Annotated in this window: 19 protein-coding genes and 2 pseudogenes; all 21 read right to left on the bottom strand. The window is 63.3% G+C overall.

Annotated elements, in window-relative coordinates; genetic code table 11:
• Nucleotides 1-1,483 (bottom strand): annotated as a pseudogene (locus tag ACZ9XP_RS16850) (hypothetical protein); the annotation flags it as partial.
• Nucleotides 1,484-1,485: 2 nt separating this feature from the next.
• On the bottom strand, nt 1,486-2,775 hold the full coding sequence (locus ACZ9XP_RS16845) for a restriction endonuclease subunit S (protein ID WP_465188848.1): 1,290 nt from the start codon (nt 2,773-2,775) through the stop codon (nt 1,486-1,488).
• Nucleotides 2,765-4,315 (bottom strand): annotated as a pseudogene (locus tag ACZ9XP_RS16840) (class I SAM-dependent DNA methyltransferase). The gene ACZ9XP_RS16845 and the pseudogene ACZ9XP_RS16840 overlap by 11 nt, the downstream one beginning before the upstream one ends.
• Nucleotides 4,316-4,665: 350 nt before the next feature.
• A complete protein-coding gene (locus tag ACZ9XP_RS16835; protein WP_465188846.1) occupies nt 4,666-5,142 on the bottom strand; it encodes a hypothetical protein in 477 nt (158 codons plus the stop codon).
• A gap of 18 nt (nt 5,143-5,160) precedes the next feature.
• Nucleotides 5,161-11,418 carry a phage tail protein gene (locus tag ACZ9XP_RS16830; protein WP_465188845.1) on the bottom strand — a complete coding sequence of 2,086 codons (6,258 nt, stop codon included), beginning with the start codon at nt 11,416-11,418 and terminating at the stop codon, nt 5,161-5,163.
• A gap of 3 nt (nt 11,419-11,421) precedes the next feature.
• Nucleotides 11,422-11,850, bottom strand: coding sequence for an NlpC/P60 family protein (locus ACZ9XP_RS16825; RefSeq protein WP_147687943.1), 429 nt, complete (start codon nt 11,848-11,850; stop codon nt 11,422-11,424).
• Between the two features lie 74 nt (nt 11,851-11,924).
• On the bottom strand, nt 11,925-12,779 hold the full coding sequence (locus ACZ9XP_RS16820; RefSeq protein WP_147687945.1) for a DUF2163 domain-containing protein: 855 nt from the start codon (nt 12,777-12,779) through the stop codon (nt 11,925-11,927).
• 3 nt (nt 12,780-12,782) lie between these two features.
• On the bottom strand, nt 12,783-13,379 hold the full coding sequence (locus ACZ9XP_RS16815) for a DUF2460 domain-containing protein (RefSeq protein ID WP_465188844.1): 597 nt from the start codon (nt 13,377-13,379) through the stop codon (nt 12,783-12,785).
• On the bottom strand, nt 13,376-16,669 hold the full coding sequence (locus ACZ9XP_RS16810; protein WP_465188843.1) for a tape measure protein: 3,294 nt from the start codon (nt 16,667-16,669) through the stop codon (nt 13,376-13,378). Before ACZ9XP_RS16810 ends, ACZ9XP_RS16815 begins: the two co-directional genes overlap by 4 nt.
• Nucleotides 16,666-17,094 (bottom strand): M15 family metallopeptidase, encoded by a 429-nt coding sequence (locus ACZ9XP_RS16805; protein ID WP_465188842.1) that lies wholly within the window; start codon nt 17,092-17,094, stop codon nt 16,666-16,668. The genes ACZ9XP_RS16810 and ACZ9XP_RS16805 overlap by 4 nt, the downstream gene beginning before the upstream one ends.
• Complete coding sequence (locus tag ACZ9XP_RS16800) at nt 17,084-17,368, bottom strand: phage holin family protein (protein WP_147687949.1); 285 nt, start codon at nt 17,366-17,368, stop codon at nt 17,084-17,086. Before ACZ9XP_RS16800 ends, ACZ9XP_RS16805 begins: the two co-directional genes overlap by 11 nt.
• A 62-nt stretch (nt 17,369-17,430) precedes the next feature.
• Nucleotides 17,431-17,709 carry an outer membrane protein assembly factor BamE domain-containing protein gene (gene bamE, locus ACZ9XP_RS16795; protein WP_147687950.1) on the bottom strand — a complete coding sequence of 93 codons (279 nt, stop codon included), beginning with the start codon at nt 17,707-17,709 and terminating at the stop codon, nt 17,431-17,433.
• A 48-nt stretch (nt 17,710-17,757) separates the two neighbouring features.
• Complete coding sequence (locus ACZ9XP_RS16790; protein WP_465188841.1) at nt 17,758-17,898, bottom strand: hypothetical protein; 141 nt, start codon at nt 17,896-17,898, stop codon at nt 17,758-17,760.
• A 92-nt stretch (nt 17,899-17,990) separates the two neighbouring features.
• Entirely contained in the window at nt 17,991-18,311 is a 321-nt protein-coding gene (locus ACZ9XP_RS16785; RefSeq protein ID WP_147687952.1) for a hypothetical protein, read from the bottom strand.
• Nucleotides 18,312-18,314: 3 nt separating this feature from the next.
• Nucleotides 18,315-19,088: a hypothetical protein gene (locus ACZ9XP_RS16780; RefSeq protein ID WP_147687953.1), complete on the bottom strand. Its 774-nt coding sequence runs from the start codon at nt 19,086-19,088 to the stop codon at nt 18,315-18,317.
• A 63-nt stretch (nt 19,089-19,151) separates the two neighbouring features.
• Nucleotides 19,152-19,583 carry a hypothetical protein gene (locus ACZ9XP_RS16775; protein ID WP_147687954.1) on the bottom strand — a complete coding sequence of 144 codons (432 nt, stop codon included), beginning with the start codon at nt 19,581-19,583 and terminating at the stop codon, nt 19,152-19,154.
• Nucleotides 19,580-20,065, bottom strand: coding sequence for an HK97 gp10 family phage protein (locus tag ACZ9XP_RS16770; RefSeq protein WP_465188840.1), 486 nt, complete (start codon nt 20,063-20,065; stop codon nt 19,580-19,582). Before ACZ9XP_RS16770 ends, ACZ9XP_RS16775 begins: the two co-directional genes overlap by 4 nt.
• The gene (locus ACZ9XP_RS16765; RefSeq protein ID WP_147687956.1) at nt 20,062-20,583 is read right to left on the bottom strand and encodes a head-tail connector protein; all 522 of its coding nucleotides are present in this window, start codon (nt 20,581-20,583) and stop codon (nt 20,062-20,064) included. Before ACZ9XP_RS16765 ends, ACZ9XP_RS16770 begins: the two co-directional genes overlap by 4 nt.
• Before the next feature lie 2 nt (nt 20,584-20,585).
• Complete coding sequence (locus tag ACZ9XP_RS16760) at nt 20,586-20,813, bottom strand: hypothetical protein (RefSeq protein WP_147687957.1); 228 nt, start codon at nt 20,811-20,813, stop codon at nt 20,586-20,588.
• A gap of 45 nt (nt 20,814-20,858) precedes the next feature.
• On the bottom strand, nt 20,859-22,388 hold the full coding sequence (locus ACZ9XP_RS16755; protein ID WP_465188839.1) for a hypothetical protein: 1,530 nt from the start codon (nt 22,386-22,388) through the stop codon (nt 20,859-20,861).
• A gap of 69 nt (nt 22,389-22,457) precedes the next feature.
• Nucleotides 22,458-23,348: an HK97 family phage prohead protease gene (locus ACZ9XP_RS16750; RefSeq protein ID WP_465188838.1), complete on the bottom strand. Its 891-nt coding sequence runs from the start codon at nt 23,346-23,348 to the stop codon at nt 22,458-22,460.
• Nucleotides 23,349-23,616 lie beyond the last annotated feature (268 nt).

The following is a 23,616-nucleotide window of genomic DNA, read 5'->3' as shown; positions in this document are numbered from 1 at the left end:
TGTCCTTGGAATACGGCAGCGTCACCGACAGTGCCTCGTCGGCGCCGGCGCGCTTGGACGGCTCGATCAGCGTGATCAGCTCGCCGAAAATGCGCGAGATATTGCCACGGTTGATTTCGTCGATGATAAGGACGTAGGGCTTTCTCTCTGAAGCGACCGTGGCCGGATATTCGGGCAAGCCACAATGCTCTCGCAAAAAATTCAACATTCCACGTACATACGAATCCCTGTTGACACCTTTAGTGCTACCTGTTTCGTATAGGGTACGTACCTGATTCAAGTTGCCGGATGCTTCTGGGCGTTGGTCCGGGTTGGCAGCCGTATAAAACTGGAAAGTAGGTCCACCTGCGTAGCGCACAAAAAACTCATTGCCACGTACTGTTTTCATGACGACTCGGCCATTGCCTTGCTCTACTTTATCAAGCAGCACCTGCAAGGATTTTTCGAACGGGTCATCTTGCAGTGCACGGCGGCACAGTATTTTGAACACGCCATCTGCTACTTCGTAGCGTAGCTGACCCGTTGTCTCATCGCTTACAGCCCGCAGCCCCTCGACAAAATCCTCGTAGCTGAAGCTTTGGTGAAAGGTCGTGAAGACAATCTGCCCCGAGGCCACAAAACCATCGAATGCCGATTTCAAAGGCTCGCGGCCGATTGCGGTGTTCAACAGCTCAGGCTTGAGAATCGCCAAGGCAGCCTGTACCGTTTCGTAGGTTTTGCCGGTGCCCGGCGGGCCGTAAAGGATCTGGTTCAGCGCAGGCATGTTGTACTCTCGTTCCGGGATGAAAGATGGCATGGTCCAGCCCCCACCGGTTTGCGGGCTTTCCTGCGCCTGATAGCGCGCTTCGACCAGTTGTTTGAGCTGTGCCTCATAGTCAAATACCGGCAGCCCGTCACGGGCAGCCATCAGTTGCTGGTTGCAGCGCAAGGCGAAGGCCAGATCGCTTTCCTTGGGACGCTTGCCCTGCTGCAGCCATGTGCCGAATTTGCCGTGATACCACTGCGGTATGTCGTCCAGACGCTGCAGCGGCAGCAACACCGGCTGTTGCCGGTTCTGGTAGATAAAAAACAGCTTCCACTCGTAAATGTCGTAGAGCACAGGCTGGGCCAATACCGACACATCGCCGCGAGCCGCCGCCTCGGCAATCTGGCACAGCCTGGCGCGGGTGTTGGCAAATGCCTCCTCGGCGCTGCTGCCCAGCTCACGCAGCCAGCCAAGCAGGCTTGGTTCGTCCACGCCGTATTTAGGGTTGCCACGGTAGGTGTCCAGCGATGTTGCGGGTAAAGCCGAAACACCAATTTGCGGATAATGCGTGCCACCGCCAGGCCGCCACCCCAGCTCATCACTCAGGTAGCGCAGACAGCCGCTAAAACAGTCTTCATCGGCCCCTTGCGCGTACTGGGCCAACGTCATTTTGTTCAAAGCCTGCTGCGGCCAACGTTGCAAGAACTCATCCCAGACCTGCTCGGGTGTTCTGTTCATGCTCATACTCCCACCTCCGCCAAGGTCGCTGCTGCGTCCGGCAGGCGTAGCTGGCCGGAGATCAGGCGTGGCAGCAGAGTGTCGCGCAGGTTGGCGAGGGTTTGGGCTTGCCGGTTATTAGCTGCTTGGCGTTTCTGCAAATCCATACCGACTTCTTCAAATCTCTGAACAATATTTTCTGGCGGCAATACATAGGGCAAGCCATGAATATGATTACGATTCAAGGTCGGAACTGCGGAACCAGCATTGAAACTGGAGAAATCCAATCGCCGCAATAGCTCAAATGCGAAACAAGGTGTCGCCCGACGAAACTGTTTAACCCATAAGGTGGTGTTCAATGGCCAATAGTCTTCAAGGGTGATAAATACTTTTCCTAGCACGCCTGAGCGGCCAGTTACAACGCCAGGTCCTTTAACCATAGCAACGTGGTGCATACCGCTAGGGCCACTAGCCGCGATGATAGGAAAATTGCCGTCTATACGTTCAGCGGAAGGCAAATCAAATCCACGCTGTAAAACCAAAAAATCTTCAAGTTGGCCAAGCTCCCACCCCTCCGGTACCAGCCCTTGGGGAGTATCGGTGAAGGTTGGCGGGAACAGGGCTTGCAGCTCGGCGGGGAGCGTGGCGGCGCGGGTGCCGGCGTTGGCGTGCACAGGGTCGAAATCGACAAACCACGACTTGAACAGCGCCTGCGCCATCGCCTCCAGCGTGGCGTTGGTCTCGCGTAGCAGGGCGATGCGGTCGTCGAGGGCATCGGATATGTCCGCAATCTGGTGCTGCTCCGGCAAGCTCGGCAAGGAGATGGCCATTTGTTTCAAATGACTAGGGCCAAAGTGGCGAATGACACTACCCGTAGCCATCTGCTCTGCCTGCTCGACAAATGCCGCCGATGACAAGAATGCTCGCAGGTACCCACGATCTAATCGCGCAGGATCAGAACTGCGGAACCGGATAATCCCTGTATAAGCAATCGATCCTGCCGAAGCCGGATCTACCACACTTACCCGGCCAAGCGACGCACTGGTACTGATGAGCAAATCGTTCTCGCGAAGAGCGAAGTGGGCCCACTTTTTTGCAACTTTTTCAGGATCGAGAAAGTTGCACCCTTCGAGCCGTACCGTTGGTGTTTCTATATTTTTCAGACGCAGTAACGGGACTCCACTTTCGTGAAAGTCCTTGGCAAGAATTCCTGGCCCCTCCTGAAAATCAGTAACCTCCTGCAACAGACAAACGTCCCATCCAGCCGGTACCTTATCTTTGAGGACTAGGCATGTTGGCTTTTCAGAACTCATACCCAATCCCCCCCAGTTTCTGGCGGATCAGCGCGTCCAGTTCTGCACCTTTGGCCATCTGTGCGGCCAACCTTTGCGTTAGCGCCTGCATCTTTTCCTCGAACGCCTCGTCGTCGTCTTCAACTGCTTCCGCGCCCACGTAGCGGCCGGGGGGCAGTACAAAGCCGTGCTCGGCAATCTCTGCAAGCTTGACGCTGCGGCAGTAGCCGGGGATGTCTTCATAGCTGGCATCACCCGCGCCGCGCCAGGCTTGCACGGTGGCGGCGATGCGGGCGATGGCGTCGTCGGCTAGCTCGGCTTGCACGCGGCTGATCATGCTGCCCAGCTTTCGCGCATCGATAAATAGCACTTCGCCCTGGCGCGTGGTCTTGCCCTTGGCCAGGAACCACAGGCAGGCGGGAATCTGGGTGTTGAAGAACAGCTGGCCGGGCAGGGCGATCATCACTTCCACCACGTCGGCCTCTACCATGGCGCGGCGGATGTCGCCTTCGCTGTTCTGGCTGGACGACATGCTGCCGTTGGCCAGCACGATGCCGGCGCGGCCGCCGGGTTTGAGGTGGTACAGCATGTGTTGCAGCCAGGCGTAGTTGGCGTTGCCTTGCGGCGGGGTGCCGTACACCCAGCGCGGGTCGCCTTCCAGGCTGCCGTGCCACCAGTCGCTGATATTGAATGGCGGGTTGGCCAGGATGAAGTCGGCGCGCAGGTCGGGGTGCTGGTTGCGGGTGAAGGTGTCGCCCGGTTCGCGGCCCAGGTTGAAGTCGATGCCGCGAATGGCCAGGTTCATCGCGGCCAGGCGCTAGGTGGTGGGGTTGGATTCCTGGCCGTAGATGGACACGTCCCCTAGCTTGCCGCCGTGGGCTTCGATGAATTTTTCCGACTGCACAAACATGCCGCCAGAACCGCAGCACGGGTCGTACACCTTGCCCTGGTGCGGGTCCAGCACGGCGACCAGGGTGTTGACGATGGATTGCGGGGTGTAGAACTGGCCGCCTTTTTTGCCTTCAGCGCTGGCGAACTGGCCTAGGAAGTATTCGTACACCTGGCCCAGGATGTCGCGGGCGATGGATTGGTCTTCGCCAAAGCCGATGGTGGAGACCAGGTCCACCAGCTCGCCCAGCTTGCCGTCCGGCAGCGGGGCGCGGGCGTAGCGTTTGTCGAGTATGCCTTTTAGGCGCGGGTTTTCCTGCTCGATGATGGCCAGCGCGTCGTCGATGCGTTTGCCGATGTCGGCTTGCTTGGCGGCGGCGCGCAGGCCTTCCCAGCGGGCGGCTTCGGGCACCCAGAACACGTTCACTTCGCGGTAGTAGTCGCGCTCTTCCAGCTCTTCGGCCAATAGCTCGGCGTCGCAGTCGTGCAGAAAGTAGTCGTCGGCTTCGTCGGCAAAGCGGCGGGTAAGCTCGTCGCGCCGCGCCTGAAAGGTGTCGGACACGAATTTGAGGAAAATCATCCCCAGCACGATGTGCTTGTATTCGGCGGCGTCCACATTGGCGCGCAGCTTGTCGGCGGCGGCCCACAGGGTTTTTTTGATGTCGTCCAGCATGGCGGGTCTCGTCGGTGTGGTCGGTTTGACTTGCGGCCAACTTGGGTTAACGCGGCGCTGGGCTGTTTTGCAGGTGGGTCTGATGCTTTAGTGGCTTTTGCCGATAGTCGCGCAAAGCGCTAATGGCTGCGAGTGGCTAAAGCGATGCAAAACTGTGCCAAAACCGCGCAACATTATGCCAATTGGCCTCAAAAAGCCTAAAAAAAAGCCCCGCGAGTGCAGGGCTTTTGGGTGTTCTGGTGGAGGCGGCGGGAATCGAACCCGAAACCGACCGCCCGCAAGCAGTTGATATATCACCCTTTATCATGCCGCATCTTTTTTAAGTGCGACAGAAGTGCGATTCTATCAATTTACTGCCTGCTTTGCAGCTCAATCCACGTCTGCAGCGCCGTCAGCTGCTCGGCGTTTTCCCGGCAGCTGAGGTAGTTGGCCGCAAGGGTGGTGGCAAGGTCTGGAGCGGGGACGGCGGGCGCATCAGCAGTGTTGGCGGGGTCGGGTAGCTCACCACGGGAGGCGGCGTCGTGGAGCAGGCGGAAACCGCCAGGCAGAGCAGGGGAATCAGCCGGAACATAGACGGGTACCTCTTTGATGATGGTTTGGCCGGCGGTGCGCACGGTATGCACGCGATCGACGTATCGGGTGACGACCTGCACGGTGGCCTCGGCCTGGCGCTGCCGGGTCTGGGCCAGTTGAATGTGCCGGGCGCCAAGCTCGGCTTGTTGCCGCGCCTCGACATGGCTGGCGCCTTTCAGCCAGCCGGTACCGTATAGCGCAGCAGCCAGCGCCAGCAGGCATAGCCAGCGGGTGGGCAGGGACAGGGAAATCATGGTCATCTCCTTCAGGGTTTATATCCGCACCAGTTTCCAGTCCACGGCAGAAATGAAAATCGGCTGCCCAACATGCTGATAAACGTATTTGATGTAGACACGGTTATCGATGTAGCCCCCACCGCCCGAGGACAGGCCATCCCCGATCACAATGGATGTTTCGCCATAGCCGGTGCCGCCGCCGTTTCTGGATTGACCGGATGAAATGGTCGCGGTAGCGGCATAGATATCGGAAGCGGCGGTATACCAGCTGGCGGAAACGCTGATGCCGGTATCGATCAGGATGACCTGTGTCCGGGAGCGTTCGCCATAGCCGGATTCCCTGTTATCACCTGAGCCGGTGCTCCAGTAGTAGTCTTCGCCCAACCACCAGCTGTTACTGACTGCTTGTGTGCCGCTGGCCACAATGTCCGGCTCGGCAACCGCAATGCGGCGTACCCTGACGAAGCCGTCACCGCGCATTTCAATCTTGTCACCGAAACGCAGCAGGCAATCACCCCAGCTGCTCATGCGTAGCAGCGTGCTGCCCCCCTGGAATTCCAGCAGCGAGCCCCCGCCGGGTTCGCGCGCCAGTACCCAGCCGTTCTGGCCGTCGTACCACCATTTGCTGCCGGATTGCAGCTTGCCCCAGCCACCAGCGCCATCGGACTGGATGCTGAGGTTGCCGGCGGTGACGGTGCCGAGATTGGCGCTGATGGCAGACAGGCTGCCCACGGCCATGTCGCTGGCGGCGACCTGTGCCTTGGTGGCCAACGGGCCCAGGCCACTGACCTGGCTGACACCGACGTTGTTGGCCGTGGCCAGTGAACCCAGGCCGGTGATGCGGCCAACGTCCAGGCTTTGCCCTGCACCGAAAATCACATTGCCGGCAGCGTCCTTGATCGTCAGGTTGCGGGAGTCGATATGGTTCGCCGTGAGTGTGCCGGCCTGGATTTTGTCACCGCTGATGCTGTTGACGGCCAGGCGGTCGCCAGTGAGGCTGCCCACCACGATGTGGGTACTACTGATGCTGTTCGCTGCAATCTTGTCGGCCAGTATGGCGTTGGCGGCAATCTTGTCGGTGGTAATGGCGCCGTTCTGGATAAGGGTGCTGGGTAGTACTTCTTCTATTTCGTATGCCTGCAGCTCCATGTAGCCTGCCGTGCCTGTGTAGTTCAGCAGGGCAATGGGGCGGAAGGATTTGGCACCTGACGGGGGTACCAGTGCATGGCCCGGGCCAATGAAACCCACGCACTCGGTCCAGTCCGATGTCAGCGACGTAATGGTCGTGTACCAGAAGGTGCCGTTGCCAGACAGGTTGTTGCCGTTGCTGTCGAGCAGTTGCACCCCCAGGTATAGCTGGCCGTTTGCGCCTTCCAGGCCGCGTGCCCAGGCTTTAACGCGGTAGTTTTTGCCGGGGTCGAACGGTAACGGCCTTGCACCGGTGATCTCGGCGGGGCGGCTAAGGCTGCGCAGGGTATAGTCGCCTGCGCGCCCGTCAGGGATTTTTGCTATCCCCCAGCTGCCGGTGTAGGTATGCCAGCACGACGCGTCCTGAAAGTAGGGGTCTGGATTAATGGCTGAGCCTGCCCCCTGAATCAGCAGCTGGTCGGCGCTGATGACAAACGACGCGGTACTGCCATCGTTGAATGCCTGCAGGCCGGAGAGCTTTTTGCGGCCGTCGGGCAGGGTGGCCTCGATGGCCACCCCCCATTTGCCACTGACCCTGCCGTCCAGGCTGGCCTGGGCGGATGTCAGCGTGGTGACGCTCGCTTCGGTACTGCCCACGCGTGCTTGCAAGGTGCTGATGTCGGTAGCGGATGCCTTGCCGGCTACCGTGGCTTCTACCTGCTGGATGCGGTTCAGCACGGCACCTGCCGATGCCGTGGCAGCGGGGCTGATGCCGACAAACTCGCCGCTGACAATATCGAAGCCTATGGACAGGTAGGCGGCGGGGTCGTTGACACCATCCCCGCGATACGCCTCGAAAGCCGTACCCTGCTTGCCGCTGATTTTGCCCAGCAAGACGTAAACAGACCTGCCATGGAACGTCGCGCCCCCTGCGGACAGGAACATCGCCGCGGTGCCGCCACAGCGGTAGATGGCGTCAGGCAGCCCGCTGTCCAGCCGGTGGTTGAACGGTTCGTCGCAGGTGTAGATCAGCACCAGTGTGCCCAGAGGCATGGCGTTAAGGTGAGCCGCCATCTCGGCTGCTCCGCCGTTGCCGTGAGCCTGACCGACACCGTACACATCAAACGCGACGCTGGTGACAACGGTGCCGTCAGCGGCGAAGCGCACCACGACATAGGAACGGTGGTACCCGGTGAGCCGAATGCCGTCACCGTTATACAGCCCCGGGGTTTCCGCCCCGAAGCGGTAGTCGTAGGAATGGCCCCAGCTTGTTAGCCGGTAGTTTTTACGGCGACTAACTTGTGCTTGCAGGGCATCTACAGTACCGGCAGAGGCTTTGCTGTTGGCGAGGGTTTCAACGGTGCTGACCCGTGTATTGGTGGCCTCCAGCGCGGCCTGCGCTGCTTTGCCGGCCAAGGCCCCGTAAATGTCACCGCCCGGTGCCATGCGGGCATTGACCTGATTGATGCTGCTGGCACTGGCGGCGTCGCCGTCCGCCCTTGCCTGGTTGGCCGCACTGATGCCGGCTTCTGCTGCGGCCACGCGGGCCTGTAGCGTAGTGACATCGCTGGCGGCGGCTTTGCCGGCTACTGCTACCTCTACGTTGGCCACGCGTGTGATGGCCGCCTTGGCGTTGAGCAGGGCGGTGCCCGCCAGCAAGTCGGCAATGGCGGGTTCCCGCCCATCGAGCGCTTCAAAACGCGGGTAGGCAAACCACTGTTCTGCACCGGCGTCGGCGTAGTACTGGTAGCAGCGCGGGTTGGTCAATTCGGCCCCCGGCCGCCACGCATAGTCCGAACCGGTTGCCACCACCATGCCGGTTTCTCCGTCATAAATGGCACTTTGTGCCTGGGCGGGGAAGGTGGCGCCTTCGGGGTAGATGTAGCCGGTAAACAGGTACCAGCGGCCGTTTGCCAGGCCAGATTTGGCATGAACATGGAAGTACGGATTCCACACCGGCACGCCGGCAGGGTTGCAAACCGTATCGATACCCAGATACAAGCTGCCGGCACTGCCCGACACATCCTTGATCCACACGCAAAAACGGTATGCCCTGGTGCGGTCTACCGCGGTGGATATATTCCAGCCGCCATCGGCCTGCCCGCTGATGGCCACCGCCTTGAGCACGGTTGCGGCATCGCCGTACGGCCCTGCTGCCGTGATGATGACCTGCTCGCTGGTATCGTTCCAGTTGTTGCCCCACGGCGCCGGCAAGGCCTGCATGCCGGGTTTCCATAGTGCGACCGGCAGCAGGTTGGTGGACAGGGCATCCACTTGTGCAGACAGCTGGCTGACACTGGTAGCTGATGCGGCATTGTTGGCCGTTATCAGTGCCTGATTGGCGGTACTGACGGCGCTTGCCAGCGGGCCTTGCACATCGGCAGCCAGCTGGTTGAGCTGTACTTTACCCAGCAGCTTGTCCGCCGACAGCTGGGCGATTTGCGGGTCTTGCAGCTGGCCCACCAGCTTGGCTGCATGCAGTGCCGCCAGTTGGCCGTCTACCAGCTGGCCGGCGATCTTGGCGGCGTTGATGCTCTCCAGCTGCCAGTCTTTCAGTGTGCCGGTCAGTTTGGCGGTGTCCAGCGCGCGCACCATGGCTGCATCGATATCGCCCGGTTTGAGGCCGCCCGCGACCGAAACAGGGGTGATGGTGTACTCGCTACTGATTTGCAGGCCGTCTTTGCCGAACGCATCGAAGGCGGCGGCGCGCAGGTAGTACGCGGTGCCGGCTTGCAGCGGGGTGCCGTCGCGCAGCTGGTACAGGGTGGTGCTGTAGTCCGGCCCGTCGTATACCAGGCTGCCATCGCCAGGGGTAAAACCGGCAACGGTGGAAAGCCATACCCGCAGGCCGGCGGCGTCCAGGTCGGCCGGCTGGCTGCACGCAAAGAAGATGGCGTTGTAGCCGGGGCTGACGCTGATGCCGGTAAGCGCGGGCGGTACCGGGTTATTGGCCACCACGGTCGCCCAGTTGCCCGAGGCACCGGTGGCGCTGATGGCGCGCACGCGCAGGCTGATCTGTCGCCATGGTCCGCCGTCGGCGGTGGCGTCTTCCCAGCTGTATTCGTAGCGGCGTGTGTCACCTACGGCGACGCTGCGGCGCAGGGCTTGTGGGCTGCCGCCCCAGACTTCCACGCTATAGGCGATGGCGCCGTCTACCGCATTCCAGCGGATTTTGCAGCTGCGGCCACTAAATGGCTGCTCCAGCGCCAGGCCGGTAACGTCGGCCAGCGCCGCGCCCTTGATCTGGTAGGGGTAGGCGGTGAGCTCGGCCAGGCTTTCCGTGTGGTTGCCATAGATATTGAACGATTGCAGCTTGATGTACAGCGTCTGGCCTACCCGGGCTTTGTCGTAGCCGAATCTGGCGATGCTCTGGTCCAGGCGGGCAAAGGCGCTGCCGGTGCCGTGGCTGCTGATGGGGGTGCCCCAGGCACCGCGTACCAGATAGCCCAGGTCGTAGCGCCCCGGTGCGGTGAGGGTGGCGTCGCGGTAGGCCAGCAGCTCGCCATCCACGTAGCACAGGCTAACCAGCTGGTCGGCGTTTTGCTGGGTGGCCGCCAGCAGGACACCGCCGGCGGCGGCCACGTCTACGCGCAGCAGGTTGGCCGTATCGATGCCCACACTGGCAGGCAGCGGCGCGGCCAGCACGCCGTGCCGGCATTTGCCGTTCAGGCGGCCCAGGCGCTGGTAGGTGGCGTTGTCGTCGCTGACCCACACGTCGCAGCCGCCCCAGGTGTCGCTGCTGCCGCTGGCGGCCAGCCAGATTTCCGGGGCCCCGGCCAGGGCCAGCGGTGGCTCGAAAATGACCGGGCGGTTGGCCGCACCGGGCGGGGTGTTGTGGTTGACGGCGTAGCCGTTGCTGGCCTGGGTAGGGTAGCGGGTGGCGTTGACGGTGCCGATGGGGACCTCTTCGGCCTGTACGCTCAGGGTGCCGTCTTCGTCTTCCTCGATCTCGGTAATGCGGACCAGTGCCCTTGTCAGGCCCAGACCGGCATCGCTGAGGGTCACCAGGTCGGTGGGTTCCAGCAGGGCAAAGCGCCAGCCGAGGCGGAACTGGTAACGGTTGCGTACGTAGCCGCGCTGTAGCGCCAGCTGCGCCACCAGACGCGCTACATTGGCATCGGCCAGCTCGTGCAGATCCAGCTCTTGCAGCCGCAGGCCGTCGCGTGCGATGGCACCGGGGTCTTTGGCCTCGACCGTTTCGTCGTTATACCCGCTGGCGCGGTTAACGAACTTCACCCGTACACAGTTGTACACGTCGGCTGTGGCGGTGCGCCGGCACTGTACCGGGTCGCTGTCACCGTCTTGCAGGAAGTCGTCATCCCCCAGGTCGTAGGCGGGGGTGAGGTCCGGGCTGTACTGCACACCGTTGCCGCTTGCCGGGCTGTTGGCCAGCGGTACGGCCTTGATCCTTCCTTCCGAGTAGTACACGCCGGCAGCAGCGATCTGCAGCAGGCGGCTCAGCAGCTCGCGTGCCGGCTGCTGCTCGGTATAGGCCGGGGAGACCAGCAAGCCAGCGGCCAGGCACCATTGCCGCAGTGCCGTCAGGTCGCCCAGGGCATCGGCGCGTGCCCCCAGACCATAGCGCGTGTTGCCCAGCAGGTCGGCCAGCACATCGGCAGGGTTGGCATCGCGGATGCTGTCGCTGAGCCCGAAGGTGCTATCCACCTCGAAGCTCATATTGGGCAGCGAGGGATCATCACCCAGCGCCAGCAAGCCGGTACCAACGTAGGCCGTACCACGGTAAGACAGCGCCGCATCGGCCAGCGCGGGGCGCGACAGCAGGTAGGGCATGGGCTGCTGGCCCGGGTCGCCGGTAAACTGCGACAGGTTCCAGGTACCCAGGGTGCCCACGTTTTTGCCGACCCAGACGGTACCAATGCCGCGCACCGGGCCTTCGCACAAGGCTAGCTGTACGGCCACCTCGTAGCTATAGCTCACCGTTTCGATCGGGCTGCCGCCACCGCCGCCCTTGCCACCGGCGGATTGCCGGCTGCGGTGTTCTACGGCCCGGAAGTCGCCGTACCAGATCACATTGGCGGCCACGCGGGTCTTGCCGTAAACCAGCGGAATGGCGCGCCCGCGCGCGGAGGTTTGCATGCGCAGGCCGGATACCTCGGGCGCCGTGCTGGAGACTTTTTGCGGGCTACCGCCGAACAAACCACCCATGGCTTACCCCCAGACCGAGTAGAAGCCGCACTGGCGCTCGGCCAGACGCGGTGTATTGCAGGCGTCGGACAGCACGCAGCCCTCGCCGCTATAGGCGTGCAGGATCAGCGGCCAGTCCACCACGATGGCCGCGTGGCTGATGCAGCGGCCAAACTGGTACAGCACGATGTCGCCGGGCTGTGGCGTGTCTACCGGGTGCGCGTACTGCTGCACCCAGCCCAGGTAGCGCTCCTCGCCGCGGTGCAGGTGCCAGTCTGGCGGGTAGGGGCGCGGGTCGATATCGGGTATCAGCCCCATGGCGTGATAGACGCGGATCAGCAGGAAGGCGCAATCCACGCCGGCCCCTTTGACACCGCCCTGATGGTGGTACGGGGTGCCCAGCCAGCTGCGGGCCTCGGCGACCACGGCCTGACGTTGTGCTTGCTCGCTCATGCATTTGCCCATGAAAAAAGCACCCCGGGGTGCCTGTTGAGTGAGAACTGCCGTTCTGGTGCGCGTGTCGCACATCACAAGGCCGTTTCCGGCGTGGGGATGAACGGGAAACCGCGAAAGTTGGGCTCATTGCCAAAGCGCGTGCGGCAGGTTTCGCGCTGGCCGTCGCAGCCGGGGCTGATGCTGAAGGTATCGCCTGTCTGGCAGGGCTGCGCCAGCGGGGCGGCCAGCGTGAGCTGCCCCAGCGCGTGCTCGCGCACGGCACGGCTTGTCCCGTTATTGGGCCCGCTGGTAAAGGTGATGTTGCCCAGGGTGAAGTAGCCGGCGGGCTGCGATAACGGGGTGGCCAGCGTGAGCAGGTCGCCGCTGGTAACGGTACCGCCGCTGCTGAATGCTGCCCGGTTCAGGCCGCAGCCGCCCTGGTACACGGTATGCAGACAGCCGCTTTGGTACACATTGCGCGGCAGCGGGGTGTCCAGTAGCGTGAGCAGCGCGTTTTTCACTGTCAGGCTCAGCTCTGTACGCCCGGTGTCTACCTCGGCTACCACGCCCTGGAACATGGCGACACTACCGCCGTTGCTGCCGGCCCAGTCGTCCAGAAACAGCCGGTCCAGCCGCACGCTGGCCCCGTCCAGTGCACCGCTGCGTGCGGCCTGCAGCCAGGGGGTCTCGCGAATCAGGTGGTGCTCGTTGGCCAGCAGGGTGATATCCAGCGTGTCCACCTCCAGCCCCAGCGTTAGCCGGGTACGCCCGCGTTTGATCAGCGGGCCGTCGTGTACGTAGGTCAGGCCGTCCACGGTTAAGGACACGTCTGCGCTGGTATAGCGCAGCGTGGTGCCATTGGTGAGCGTGAAGGTATACAGGTCGGCCATATAAAACGTCCGGCTGGTTTCCAGCAGGGCGCGCAGTGCAGGGCTGGCAGTTTTCATGGTTCATACCTTGTTGCCGGTGGCGCCGATCAGCTCCAGCCGTTTCATGTCCCATAGCTCGGTCATGAATTTGTTGTACTCGGTCACATCCGTGGTAAAGCGGCAGCGGTAGTAAAAGCTGCCACTCCAGCGCACCTCGGCACCGAGTAGCGGCGCACTGCGAAACAGCAATATGCCGGTGGGGCTCAGGTTGTAGTGCGTGCCGGGGTACTGGACGACGCCGCCGGCGGTGACAGTGGTGATGGCATTCACGTTTTCCACCGGCTCGACAAAGCCGCCCAGGGTGCGCAGCAGCTGGAACCGGGTGCGGTTGCCATCGCCGGTGCCCAGCAGCTGGTTGCTGGCGCGATTGTCGTCCGGGTCGGTAAACAGGAAGCTGTCCCAGCTGCCGCGCCGTGCCAGGAAAAAACCCAGCAACTGCTCGTACTCCTGGCGGCGCAGTACCTCGTAGGCCAGCTTGAAGGTGTACTTGGGGTAAGCGCTGAAATTGGCGCGCAGCTCGCGCCCGCTGGCGGCCACCTGCACCCGCGTGGTGAACTGTGGTGCCTTGCTGACGCCCCAGGCCAGGCCGGGGAACATGGGCAGGATGGCGTTGCTCATGCCGGTTTCCAGTTGTGGCGGTGCAGCCGGCTTAGCTCTTCGGCAATGGTGCGTGCGTTGTCACGGATCTGCTCGCGCGACAGGCGGCCGCTGTTGTCGTTGTAATGCACGGCGTAGCTGTCACCCGCGTTGCCGTTGCTAGCGGTGCCGGCCTCGCCGCTGCGGCCGGCGGCCATGTCGCGGATGGCGTTGGCGTAGGGGCGCGGCAGCACCATTTCTTCTTCGTGCAGCTGGGTGATCGGGTTAAGTCCGCGCGGGATGCTGTAGCCGCCGGAGGCGGATTTGATACTGGACTTGGCGCCCATCACCATGGCCATGGTGGCGGCAAAGACACCGGCCGCCATGGCCCAGCCCACGTAAGGGATGGCGGCGACCGAGGCGGCGGCACCGGAGGCGGCTTCTGCAGCGTTGGCACCGACAACGACGGTGGCTTCGGCACCCTTGATAGTCTTGGTTGCACCGGAGGCCGTGGCAACGGCGCCTGATCGGGCAGTTTCCCCGGCGACCACGGCACCTGTTTTGGCTAATTCTGTTGCCGTGGCTTCCGTGGCTTCCTTCTTGAGTAGCCCCAGCTTTTGTGCCAGTTCACGCCCTAGCCACCCTTGTTTGATGGCAAACATCGCTGCCTGGTGCACGCCTTCCTGTGCTACCTCGCGGGTGTACTTCGCCGCCAGCTCGGCGGCAGGGCGCAGCACCAGATGCTGCAGCATAATGCGGCCGATCTCAGCCCATACCTGCTGTACCGCTTGCTTGAATGACAGGGTGCCTTGCAGCATGCGCTCCAGCCCTTGCTGGTACAGCTGACCGGTGTCGCCCTCGATGCCTTCCCAGCGCTGCTGGCCGGGTGCCGCCTGTTCGGCGCCGCTTTGCCCGCGTATCGCGGCCAGCCGTGCCTGGTGTTCGCGTTCGGCTTCCTCCAGGCTGGCATCCAGCCGGCGTTTCTCGGCGATATTGTGATCGGGGTCGCGTTCCATCTCGGCGATACGGGCCTCGATGGCGGCTTTCTGGATGGCCAGGCGCCGTTGTTCAAAGCCGATCAGCGCGGCCTCCTGCTGGCTGTGCGACAGGCCGTTTAGCGCTGCCTCGCGCTGCAAGGCGGCCTCGTCTGCGGCCAGCGCATCGTGATTGGCGCGGGTCTGGATGTCGATCTCGGCCAGCGCCAGCTCGTGTGCGTTTTTGGCCCCGTCTCGCGCGATGGCCAGTTTCACGCGCTGGTGCTGGCGCAGTACCTGCTCGTATTCCTGGCTGCGCGGTTTGGCGATGGCCAGTTTTTGCGCCCAGAACTCGGCTTCCTGCTGCTGCGACAGCTGGCCACCGCTGCTTTCCGCGTCCAGCCGTTGCTTGTCCAGCTGGGTTTGCCAGTTGCCAAAGCGCGAAGTCTCGGCACTGCCCTGGCGGCCACCGCGGCGGCCGGTAGCTTTACCACCGGACAGGGTGAGTTTGGGCGCTGACGGCAGGGCACTTTTTGGCACGGCGCTACGCTGGCCACCCTCGTTGCTGTAGCTGGCGCCTGGGGCGGTGGCGGCCTGTGCCGCTTTTACATCGTCCAGCCCCTTTTGGTACTGCAGCATGCGCCCTCGGGCATTGTCCACGGCCTGAGTCAGTCCGTGCTGGTTACGCGTTAGGTTTCCGCCGGTTGTTTGCTCCTTGAGTTTCAGCCGGTTGTATTCGTCGGTGGCCTCACGCAGGCCCTGTCGCATGCGCGACACGTCGATATCATTGAGCGATTGCTTGATGTCTGCCGCCGCCTGGCGCGATTTGGCCGCCGCATTACCCGCCGCGGAGGCGACAGCATCCCAATGCGTTACCAGTGCAATCAGGCCGATGATGGCAATGCCCAGCGGCCCGCCCAATGCCGCCATCACGGCGGCAAACCCGCGTGCGGCCAACCCTGCCAGTGTGGTAGCACGCTCGAAAGCGATTTGTGCGGTTGCCGCTGCGGCGGTACTGGCCGCTGCGTTGACGGTGGCAGTATTCAACGCCGCAGTGGCCACGGCCGCACGGGCGGTGGCGGCCTGGCGGGCATCCAGTGCGGCGGTCAGTTCGGTTTGCGCCTGGGCGGTCAGGCGGGTACGGGTAGCCAGGTCGGTTTCGGCCTGAGCCTGACGTAGCGCTGCCTGCCATGATTCGACTTGTGCGGCGGCGCGGCGCAGTGAGGTCTGCGCGGCCACGTGCTCGCTCTCTGCCAGCAGCTGCGTTTGCCGTGCGGCCACGCTAGCGGCATTGGCTGCCGCGAGGTCCGCTGCGGCTTTCTCCTTGGCGGCGGACATGGCGGCGACGCGCTTCTGCATTTCCTCGGTGAGCTGCCCGACGATCTGGCTACCCGCTTGCGCCGCTTTTACCGTCAGATAGGCTTCGGCGAGAAAACGCAGCTGTTCGCCGTACTCGCTGACGAACTCGGCGGTACTCATCAGCCCATCACCAACGGCTTTCAGGCTGCTGGCAATGTCGGCGGACCATTGCGCCAGCGTGCCGTTGCTGTCCAGCCGCTCAAACGCGGCATTCAGTTCGCCCAGCATCTGTTTTAGCGGTTCCAGTGCGCCGTCCTGGCGCAGGCGGTTTAGTGCGCCTTCCATATTGTCGACAAAGTTGGACCACATGCCGGACAAACTCTGCATCTGCGCCACGGCGGCGCCATCTGCGCTGCGGCCGATCTCGTCGATCAGCGCTTTGATCACGTCGCGGCCTAGCGCGCCTTTTTCGGACAGCGCCTGGATCTCGGCGGTGGTCTTGCCGGTGACCTTGGCCAGCATGTCCCATACCGGTACGCCGGCCTCCAGCAGCTGCATGGCTTCCTCGCCTTGCAGCTTGCCCTTGGTCCAGGCCTGACCCAGCGCCAGCGAAATGCGTTGCAGCGTTTCGAAGCCGCCGCCGGTCTTGGCGGCCTGGTCGGCAATGGCCTGCAGGCTGCCGTCCATCGGGTCCAGCCCCATGTTTTTCAGCAGCATGAAGCTCTGGGTGACTTCGCTGACCTGATACGGGGTGTCCTTGGCAAACTTCTGAATCCAGGCAAAGGCTTCCTGGCCTTGCGCGGCACTGCCCATGACCGAATCCAGGCGGATTTGCAGCTGCTCGAACGCCGACATGGTGCTGACCGCCTGCTGTGCCAGCGCGCCCAGAGTCAGCCCGCCGATCAGCCCCTGCAGCCGGCTGAATGTCTGGCCGATGCCGGCAAATTGCTGCTGCAGCTGGCTCATGGATTCGGCAATGACGCGGTTAGCCCGCGCCATGCCGTCCTGCAGGCCGTCGGTGCGGGCACCGATGCGGACTTCGATATCGTTCTGGCTCATGGCTTGCCTCCGGGCAGGGTTTTGCCGGCGCGGAAGTCGGCCAGCGTCAGGCCGCCGGTGTACTGGCAGTGCGCCAGCTCGCGAAAGCGGCGCCAGCGGCCGGCCCATTCCAGCCCGGCAGCCTCGGCCAGCACGCCGCAGCGGGTAAACAGCGCGGTGTCCTGCCACTGTGCCTTGCCGTTGACCAGTGGCACGAAATCGAAGGCTACGCGCCAGTTGTGCCAGCTTTCGCCCGCGCGGGCGTAGGTAACGATATTGCCGGGGGTGGTGCGGCCCTGGGCGTACAGCGCCGCCTGGCTGGCAGCGTCGCGGTAGGTGCTGGTAATCAGCACGTCAATGCCGGCAGCACGGCAGCGGGCGACAAAATCACGGCAGCGGGCGGCCACGGCAGGGTGCAGGTCGTTGAGGTCGCGGCTATTGATCATGGTTCAGGTGCTCCATACGGTGTTTCAGCCATAGCTCCATGAACTGCGCGCCGAGTATGCCCAGCCCCGAGCCGATACCCACCAGCACCGGCAGCGGCATGGCAGGGAACTGCAGCAGTGCCACGCCTGCCACCATGCTGGCGCCACTGCCCAGGATGGCGCGGCCAAGGATAAGGCGCATGGTGAGCCGCTCCGGGCCCACCAGCAGCTTGCCGATACCCAGTGCGGCGCCAATGATCAGCAGGTACAGCACGCCTTTTTCGGGTTCTTGCATACGGCCTCCAGAATGAAAAAACCCGCCTCTGGGGCGGGTTGGATGATGTGAACCGTGGGCGGTCAGTAGCCGTCCGGTATCGGTGGTACCGAGGTGGCCTTGCGGTCGGTAAAGTGCACGCTGAATGTCTTCATGCCGGTAAAGGCATTGCTATCCACCCAGACATAGACCTGTGTGTTGTTATCGCGCCAGCTGGCGGTGGTGGGTTGCCCCATGATCTCCACGACCTGCTTGGTCGTCATGCCCAGCTTTACCTGGCGGGCACTTTCCCAGCTGAAGGGCGTACCGGCACAGCCGAGCAGGGCAGCGCAAAGCGATATCAAGGCGAGTAACCGTTTCATGGCGTATTCCTGTGGGATAACAGGGTGATCGTAGCCATCATGCAGGGCTCAAGAGAACGCCGACAGCGCTTGCAATAAATCCTCCTCCGGTTTCGTTGTATCGCTTTCGCTGCGCCCGCTGCCTTTGTAGCCGACAAAGCCTTTCACCAGCAGGTGCAGCGGCGGGTTGTCCTGCCAGTAGGCGTTCATGGCGGCCAGCCTTGGCAGGTCCAGCTGTTGGCCAACGTCGTCCCAGTGCCAGCCGGTACAGGCGATGAGGTGAGCGTACAGCTCACCCCAGTTCAGGCTTCCCCCGGCGTGTCGGCCTCCTGCGCCTGGCGCTTCAGGCCGGACACGTCCATCACGGCTTCCATCACTTCGGCCATATTGGCCAGGTCTACCATCTCGGCGACCTGCTCGCGGGTGATGTTCGGGTAATTGCGGCTCAGCGCGGCGGTGGTGGCGTCCAGCACGGCTGCCACGCTGGCCGCATCGATACCGCCACTGAACTGCGCCAGCTGGTCTTGCAGCTGCTCCAGCGCGGCCAGGTTCAGCGGCGGTATCACCCAGTTGCGGCCACCCAGGTGCAGGGTGATGCCTTTCACTTTCACGGTGTCGGCCATGGTTTACTCGCTCAGGCTGTAGTTCATCACGCGGCCCACGGGGTCGGCGAAGGCGTCAAAGTCGAAGTCCGGTACCAGAAAATCGTCCTGTTTGGTGGACAGGGCCAGCTTGCCGGCGATGCAGCTGTACAGGGTGATTTTCATGCTCTTGCCCTGGTAGGGCAGGAACAGGTCGGCGGTGAAGGTGGGGGCAGAGCCCATGGGCAGGTTCATTACGGTGGACTGGGTCGCGCCACCGGCGCTGGCGCCGGCCACGGTGTACTCGTAATTGATGAAGACGGTACGGCCGGTATCGGCGGCGGCAAAGGTGTACAGGCCGGCAGGGGTCACGCTGTACTGGCCGCTGGCCGGTGCATTGGCCACACGCGCCAGTGGTAGCCCCTTGTCGCTGATGACACCCATGTCGCGGCTGAAACTGCCGCTACCCGGCGGGGTGACGGTGAGCTGGTAGGGGCTGGCCGGTACGGTACGCCCGCTGGTGTCGTAGGCCACGGCCACCAGGCCGCTGGTGAGCGTCTGGCCAAACAGCACGCTGTTGAACAGGGCGCCGAACAGCTGGGCAAATTTGCACTTGCCGCCGATCTTGCCCTTGCCGCGCCCCACTGCCACCGGAAACTGGTTCTGGCCGTGCAGGGTCTTGTTTTCAAAGTTGATGTCGATGCTGCCTTCCTGCATCACCCCGATCATGATGGGGGTAGGGTTGGCGAGGGCGTTGCCCAGTGCGTCGGTTTGCGGGGTGGCCCAGAGCATGCCCGAGCCAAAGCCGTATTGCGCCATGGTGTTCTCCTGAAAGAAAAGCCCGGCGTGTGCCGGGCTGTAAGGGTTGGCCGCATGGGGAAGTCAGGTGGCCAGGATGCGGATGGGGACGATGGCCACGGCCTGGTCGCCCAGCGTGCCTTCGTCGGTGTCGATATCGCCTTCTATCCAGCAGTGTTCGGCCAGGCCGCCCAGGGTCTGGGTGCGCTGCAGCGGGCCGGCGGGGGCCAGTGCTGCCTCGATGGCATCCAGCAGCGGGTTGAGCTGGCTACCGGGCACGCCATGGCTGCCGGTACGCACGTACAGGTACACGTCGGCATGCAGTAGCCATTTGGTGGGCACGCCGCGTGCCGGGTCGCCGGGGGTGGCGTTTTGCCGCCCCTGGGCCAGAAACAGCGCGGGCTGCTCGCTGGGCCCCACGTCGGACCAGTGGCGCAGGCGCCGGCTGCGCGTTACCACGCCGGGTACTTGTTCCAGCAAGGCAAACAGCGCGCTGTACAGGGCTTCGCGCTTCATCGCCGCAGGCCTTGTGCCACAGCAGCCTGCAGTGTCTGGCGGATCGCCGGTGCCATGTCCTGCAGGGCGCTACGCAGGAAAGAGCGGGGCGGCACACTGATGTGGCGGCTGTGTTCGCGCACGGTGATGCTGCGCGGCGAGCGTAGCGCCCGGCCCCAGGCCTGCGTGATGGTACGCAGGTGCTGGCGTACGCTTTCACTGCCGTTAAAGCCCAGCTCGTGGCGGCGGCCGTAGGCCACATTGGTACCGACATAGCCGGCAATCTGCAGCGGGTCACGCTGTTCAAGGCGCTGGTTGATGCTGCGACGCAGCCGGCCGGTGCGGACCTGCAGCACCTGACCGCTGAGTTTGCCGGCCTTCACCTCGCGCAGCAGTTGCAGGGTCAGACGGCCGATGCTGCTGGCCAAGCGTTGCTGTACCTGCGGGTGGATGCTGGCCAGGTAGCGCCGGGCTGCTTCGTCTTCGATGCGGGCATGGATCATAGCGGTACCACGTCTCGGTAGCGGATCAGCACGGCGCGGGCGGCCGGGCTGAGTTCGCCGATGAAAAAAGTCACCGTTTCGCCGGCCAGGCTTTTGGACTGGTGGCCGATGCGGTCGCGTTCACGGTAGCGCAGCGCCACCAGGTCGATGACGGCCTGCTCGATATCGGGCGGGATGCTGGCGTAGCCGGCGCTGTAGCGCAGCTGCACCGGGCAGCCGCGTGCAAAAACGCCGCTGCGCCGGTTCAGCCAGCGCCCTTGGGTGAACACCTCGCCCGGTGGCAGGTGCTGCCCGGCCACCGTTACCGCGTACAGCTCGCATGGCGGGTAGTGCGCCAGTAGCAGCCGGTGCTGGCCGCTACCCGTGCGCTCTTCGCTGTACGTCTGCAGTCGTAGCGTGCGGCCAACCCAGCCTTCGACAAAGGCACTAGCCGCCTCGATCAGGCGGGTCAGCAGCGCGTCGTCGTCCGGGGTGGTCAGATTCAGCCACTGCTTCACGTTGCCTAGCGTGGTCAGCATGCTTACTCCGGCGCTTTGCCAGCCTCGGCCTTGCGTGGGGCCTTGGCGGTTGCTGGCGCTGTCTCGGCTTCGGCTGCTGGCCGTGCTGTCTGGACGGGAGTAAAGCCGTGCGGCAGCAGCAGCGCCGCCTGGCCATCGGGTACCGTGATCTGGCCGTTCTCGTCCACGTTGTATTGCTCGCCGCCAACGCTGACGGAAACGGTGCCTTCTGGGGTCTGGAAAGTTGCCATGATGTGCTCCAAAGCAAGATGGCCCGTTTGTGGGCCGTTGGGGGATTAGCCGTTACCGATATTGGTGATGACGCCCATGCTGAACGGGGCGTAGTGCTGCAGCACGCCATCGGCGTACACGCCGTATTCATAACGGCGGCTACGAAGGGGCCATTCGATCTGGTAGTAGTCCTGGCGCATGCGCATCTGCACGATGTTGCCCACGTTGGCCAGCGGGTAGGGCAGGCGCTCGGTAAAGAAAAACACCGTGCCGGCGGGCATATTGGGGTGCACGCGCAGGTTCACGCGCTGGCCGGTGATCTTGTTCAGGTAGTCGCCCACCACCATGCCGGCAGACAGCGTGGCGGGGTTGGCCGCATCGGTGGTCAGGCGCAGCAGGGGGGCGCCGCCGTTGGCGATGATCTTCTTGCTGATGTTCAGCAGCTCCTGCGTGCTGACGTACAGGGTGGAGGGGCTCAGGCGGTAGCGGCTGTAAAACCAGCTGAAAGCTTCTTCGAACTCCGTAATGCCGCCGGCACCGTCGCTGCTGAGTGGGGTACCGTTCATCCACTGTCCACTCGGCATGATCTTGATATAGCTACCGGAGCCGGGCTTGAAGGCCTGTACCAGCAGGCCGTCAAAATCCAGCGTGCTGGTAGAGTGATCGCCGCCGCCCAGTTCGCTGGCGGCTTGTGCGCCAGTGGGCGGGGCTGCTTTCAAGAAGGTGCAGTTGACGGTAGATAGCTCGGCCAGACGTTCCTGTCCGGGGCTGCCCAGATACCAGGCGTAACCTACGGCGCCCGGTACCGGGGTCACGCTGACACTCATCATGCCTTGCGGCGGGCCCTGGTACAGGACCGTTGCGGCTTGTGATGGCTGGGCCGAACCCCCGCCAAAGGTTTCGACGGTGCCGTCAGCGTTCTGGCGTTGAACCAGACCGGGTACGCGGCTGGTGGCCGGGTCGAATGCTTGCCCGATGGCACCGTTATTGGGGCCGGATACGTCCAGCCAGGCCTGCAGGCCCAGGGCTACGCAGATCACCGACCAGGTGCCCTGGGCCAATTCGCCCTGGCCGTAGTAGGCCACCGCAGTGGGGGTTGGCGTCACGCCCAGCGGCAGCGAGGTATTGCCGCCCAGGATCAGGCGTTCTTCTTCCACCATGGTGGCTTCCAGCGTCTGGCTTACCGCCAGTGCTTTGACGTCTTCGTAGTTCTTGCTGGCATAGTTGGCCTCGAAGGTGACGTTGTTTTCCAGGCCGTAGCCGCGGTAGGCGGCAAAGTAGTCTGCGGTCTGGTGCTGGATAACCCCGCCACGGCGCCCTTCGGACACGCCAGCGCGCTGGTTGCCGATATTGATGCCGTTGATCACTTTCCAGTTGGACTGGGTGGCGAAGCCGCCGCCAACGCGCGGGATGCTGTTACGCAGCGGGGTCATGATCGGGTACAGCTTCTTGGATGGCGCTTCCAGGTCATAGGCCTGCAGGCCGGTGGTGGGGCTGCCGGGCTGGATGAAGGCTTTCAGGATGTCGTCCGGCAGGGTTTTCATCTGCGCGGTCTTCATCAGGTCCAGGGTGTCTTGCGTGGTTTGTGCAGTCATGGCGCTAGGCTCCGGTGCATGAAAAAACCCGCCGGCGGCGGGTGTGTCGGGGTGGGGTGGCGGGGCCGCTCATGCGGCTTTGCCGGCGTGAATCATCTTGATCAGGCTGGCGGCATCGTTCACGCTGCCGTCGCCGTTTTGCACCGGGCTGACCGCAGGGGCGGCCTCGCCCAGGTCGTCGCCCTTGGCGATGGCTTTCAGCACGGCGGGGGACGGGGCGGGCTCGGCGGCCAGCTTGGCCAGCTGCTGTTTCAGGTCGTCGCGTTCATCCTGCATCTGGCGCAGGCTGCTTTTGGCCAGGTCCAGCTCGGCGGCCAGCTTGGCCAGCGGTGCGGGGGCGGGGGTGGCCAGCTTGTCTGCAGTGTCCGGTTCGTCGTCCCCGGCAGCACCCAGCGACTTCAACAGGGTAAAGATCTGGTTCAGCGTGGCCTGGTCGCGTGCGTTGTTGCGGCGGCCGGCTTTTTGCGCCTCGTCCGCAGCGGTGCTAGTCGTTTCCTTGTCGTCCGCGGGCTCGATGCCGTCGGCCTTGTAGCAGGTAATCACCGCGTCAGGGTTGGCCGGGCGGTCTACCAGGCTGATTTCGGTCAGGCGCAGGCCGGTGATGGTGGTTTTTTTCAGCTCGTCGCGCGCGGTAACGCGCCCGCCAATGCTGAAACCCTTGTACACCCCCGCGTTCACCTTGCGGATGGCCTCGCTGTCCACGATATGGGCGCAGATATTGGTGACACCGTCGTCGCCCACCTCTATGGCCAGCGCGGTACCGGCGGCCTTGGGCTGGTGCATCTCGCGTACCGCGCCAAAGCGCATGTAGTCGGGCAGGGCGGCTTTCATCGCGGTAGCGGTAATGGTTTCGCCGTCGCTGTCTTCGCTTTCGCTGGAGGCCACACCCCATACCAGCAGCGTGCCGTCCTCCTGCGCCTCGATCTTGCTGATCTCGCCGTAGCGGATTTTGTGCTTCATGTTATTGACTCCAAAGGAAAAAGCCGCCAAAGGGCGGCTTGCGGTACGGGCAGGGCTGCGCCATAATGCAATGGCTGAACATGAGACCCTCTCCAAATCTCCGAGTGGCTGCTAGGCGAAAGCCGACCAGGTGAAGCGGAAGCTGAGCTCCGCCGTGAACAGCGCCCCAAGGCCGACTATCTGTCGGCCTTTGGTTTTTCTTTCGTCCGATACGGGGATGACGGACGACTTGCAATCGCCTGCACGGTGGTCAATAATGCAAGTGAAT

Source organism: Vogesella perlucida (genome assembly GCF_979366545.1).
Note: the sequence above shows the minus strand (reverse complement) of the source record. Positions and strands in the feature narration are given on the sequence as shown.

What these genes read in the sequence shown, in the direction of transcription:
- ACZ9XP_RS16845 (WP_465188848.1), bottom strand. Translation starts at nt 2,775, where the DNA reads ATGAGTTCTGAAAAGCCAACATGCCTAGTCCTCAAAGATAAGGTACCG.
- ACZ9XP_RS16835 (WP_465188846.1), bottom strand. Translation starts at nt 5,142, where the DNA reads ATGATTTCCCTGTCCCTGCCCACCCGCTGGCTATGCCTGCTGGCGCTG.
- ACZ9XP_RS16830 (WP_465188845.1), bottom strand. Translation starts at nt 11,418, where the DNA reads ATGGGTGGTTTGTTCGGCGGTAGCCCGCAAAAAGTCTCCAGCACGGCG.
- ACZ9XP_RS16825 (WP_147687943.1), bottom strand. Translation starts at nt 11,850, where the DNA reads ATGAGCGAGCAAGCACAACGTCAGGCCGTGGTCGCCGAGGCCCGCAGC.
- ACZ9XP_RS16820 (WP_147687945.1), bottom strand. Translation starts at nt 12,779, where the DNA reads ATGAAAACTGCCAGCCCTGCACTGCGCGCCCTGCTGGAAACCAGCCGG.
- ACZ9XP_RS16815 (WP_465188844.1), bottom strand. Translation starts at nt 13,379, where the DNA reads ATGAGCAACGCCATCCTGCCCATGTTCCCCGGCCTGGCCTGGGGCGTC.
- ACZ9XP_RS16810 (WP_465188843.1), bottom strand. Translation starts at nt 16,669, where the DNA reads ATGAGCCAGAACGATATCGAAGTCCGCATCGGTGCCCGCACCGACGGC.
- ACZ9XP_RS16805 (WP_465188842.1), bottom strand. Translation starts at nt 17,094, where the DNA reads ATGATCAATAGCCGCGACCTCAACGACCTGCACCCTGCCGTGGCCGCC.
- ACZ9XP_RS16800 (WP_147687949.1), bottom strand. Translation starts at nt 17,368, where the DNA reads ATGCAAGAACCCGAAAAAGGCGTGCTGTACCTGCTGATCATTGGCGCC.
- bamE (WP_147687950.1), bottom strand. Translation starts at nt 17,709, where the DNA reads ATGAAACGGTTACTCGCCTTGATATCGCTTTGCGCTGCCCTGCTCGGC.
- ACZ9XP_RS16790 (WP_465188841.1), bottom strand. Translation starts at nt 17,898, where the DNA reads ATGAACGCCTACTGGCAGGACAACCCGCCGCTGCACCTGCTGGTGAAA.
- ACZ9XP_RS16785 (WP_147687952.1), bottom strand. Translation starts at nt 18,311, where the DNA reads ATGGCCGACACCGTGAAAGTGAAAGGCATCACCCTGCACCTGGGTGGC.
- ACZ9XP_RS16780 (WP_147687953.1), bottom strand. Translation starts at nt 19,088, where the DNA reads ATGGCGCAATACGGCTTTGGCTCGGGCATGCTCTGGGCCACCCCGCAA.
- ACZ9XP_RS16775 (WP_147687954.1), bottom strand. Translation starts at nt 19,583, where the DNA reads ATGAAGCGCGAAGCCCTGTACAGCGCGCTGTTTGCCTTGCTGGAACAA.
- ACZ9XP_RS16770 (WP_465188840.1), bottom strand. Translation starts at nt 20,065, where the DNA reads ATGATCCATGCCCGCATCGAAGACGAAGCAGCCCGGCGCTACCTGGCC.
- ACZ9XP_RS16765 (WP_147687956.1), bottom strand. Translation starts at nt 20,583, where the DNA reads ATGCTGACCACGCTAGGCAACGTGAAGCAGTGGCTGAATCTGACCACC.
- ACZ9XP_RS16760 (WP_147687957.1), bottom strand. Translation starts at nt 20,813, where the DNA reads ATGGCAACTTTCCAGACCCCAGAAGGCACCGTTTCCGTCAGCGTTGGC.
- ACZ9XP_RS16755 (WP_465188839.1), bottom strand. Translation starts at nt 22,388, where the DNA reads ATGACTGCACAAACCACGCAAGACACCCTGGACCTGATGAAGACCGCG.
- ACZ9XP_RS16750 (WP_465188838.1), bottom strand. Translation starts at nt 23,348, where the DNA reads ATGAAGCACAAAATCCGCTACGGCGAGATCAGCAAGATCGAGGCGCAG.